This window comes from Pseudoxanthomonas sp. LjRoot204_2 (genome assembly GCF_056175765.1).
Window position 1 is genome coordinate 1 of the sequence record NZ_JBGFFG010000551.1, and the last position, 1,892, is coordinate 1,892.

Consider the following 1,892-nt stretch of genomic DNA (forward strand, 5'->3'; position numbering starts at 1 on the left):
AGGAACAGGCCGGGCAGGATCAGGCTGGCCGGCAGCGCGCCCAATCCCAGCGCGACGACCGCATCGACCGCGCCGATGGCCTTGGACACGGTCGCGAATGCGCCCGCCAGCAGGAAGATCAGGCACATCAACATGACGTTGCTGTCGCCCATGCCCTGCAGCAGGGTCTGCTGCGCAGGCAGGCCGCGCCGGCGCGCCAGCCAGACGCCCAACGCCAGCGCCGGCAGGATCGCCACCGGCGCGCGCAGCTGGTAGAACCCCATCGCCTCGCCCTGCGCCGTGTAATACAGCCCGGCACCGAAGAACAGCGCCAGGAACAGCAGCAACGGGGTCAGCGCGAGCGCGCTGGGACGGACGGACATGGCAGGGCCTTCTGCGTGGGGCCGCGGATTGTGCGTGCCGCCAGCCTAGCGTCCAACCCCATGGATGGGACAGGGACAAACAAAAACGGGACGCTGAGCGTCCCGTTCGTGCTYGCCGCGATGTGGCCGTGCTTACACGCGGCTGGCGATCGCCTTCGCGAACGACATCGTGGTGCCCTCGCCGCCCAGATCCGGGGTCAGCGAATCCTTGGCTTCCAGCGTGCCGATGATGGCCGCGCGCAGGCGCTCGGCCTTCTCCGGCTGGCCCAGGTGGTCGAGCATCTGGGCCGCGCCCAGCAACAGCGCGCACGGATTGGCGACGCCCTTGCCGGCGATGTCCGGGGCCGAGCCGTGCACGGCTTCGAAGATCGCCGCGTCCACGCCGATGTTGGCGCCCGGGGCCAGGCCCAGGCCGCCGACGAGGCCGGCGCACAGGTCGGWGAKGATGTCGCCGAACAGGTTGKYGGTGACGATGATGTCGAACTGCTCCGGACGCATCACCAGCTGCATGCAGGTGTTGTCCACGATCATCTCGTTGGTCTGGATGTCGGGGTACTGCGCGGCGACTTCGCGCGCGACCTTCAGGAACAGCCCCGAGGTCGTCTTCAGGATGTTGGCCTTGTGGACGATCGTGACCTTCTTGCGACCGGTCTTGCGGGCCAGGTCGTAGGCGTAGCGCACGATGCGGTCGGAGCCCTTGCGGGTGATCTTCTGCGTCAGCAGCGCGGTCTCGCCGTCTTCGGAAATCGACTGGCCTTCACCGATGTACGCGCCCTCGGTGTTCTCGCGCACGGTGATCAGGTCCACGCCCGAAGGGAAGCGCGACTTGGTGTTCGGGAACGACTTCGCCGGACGCACGTTGGCGTACAGGTCGAAGTGGCGGCGCAGGGCCACGTTGATCGAGCTGAAACCCTCGCCCACCGGCGTGGTCAGCGGACTCTTCAGCGCCACGCCGTTCTTGCGGATGGAGTCCAGCGTGGCCTGCGGCAGCAGGTCGCCGTGCTTTTCCAGCGCCACCAGGCCGGCATCGGCTTCCTCGTAGGCCAGGCCGACCTTGAGGGCGTCGAGCACGTAAAGGGTGGCGTCCATGATCTCCGGGCCGATGCCATCGCCGCGGATGACCGTAATCGTCTGGGTCATTGAGTGGGGTTTCCGAACAGGGGCACGCACCGGACAAGGCCACGACGCGCGCGAAAAGGAAGATTTGTCCGCCAATTATGCCCGAACGGCCGGCAAGTCCCCTAATCGACCATGGTCTGAGCCCCCGCCCGCGCCAGGCGCGGACGGCAGGCAGGGCGCCGCCTCTTCGCGTCGCGGGCTTTCCTCGCGGAAAAGCGGAACGTCAGCCGTGGTCGTGCGCCGGCGGCGTATCCGCCTGGCCGCCCTCCAGCTGGTCCAGGAAATCCACCGCGCGACGCAGGTGCGGGATGACGATCGACCCGCCGACGACCAGTCCCACCGAGAAGGTTTCGAAGAACTCCTCGCGGGTCACGCCCGCTTCCTTGCACTGCGCGACGTGGTAGCTGATGC

The 1,892-nt window shown here is 67.7% G+C and carries 3 protein-coding genes; all 3 read right to left on the reverse strand.

Annotated elements, in window-relative coordinates; genetic code table 11:
• Positions 1–362: hypothetical protein (locus tag AC04L7_RS17745; protein ID WP_475513573.1), on the reverse strand; the 362-nt coding region annotated here is incomplete at its 3' end.
• Between the two features lie 132 nt (positions 363–494).
• Positions 495–1,502, reverse strand: coding sequence for an isocitrate dehydrogenase (locus AC04L7_RS17750; RefSeq protein WP_475513574.1), 1,008 nt, complete (start codon positions 1,500–1,502; stop codon positions 495–497).
• Positions 1,503–1,704: 202 nt separating this feature from the next.
• Positions 1,705–1,892 (reverse strand): carboxymuconolactone decarboxylase family protein (locus AC04L7_RS17755; protein WP_475513575.1); only part of this gene is annotated, 188 nt, incomplete at its 5' end.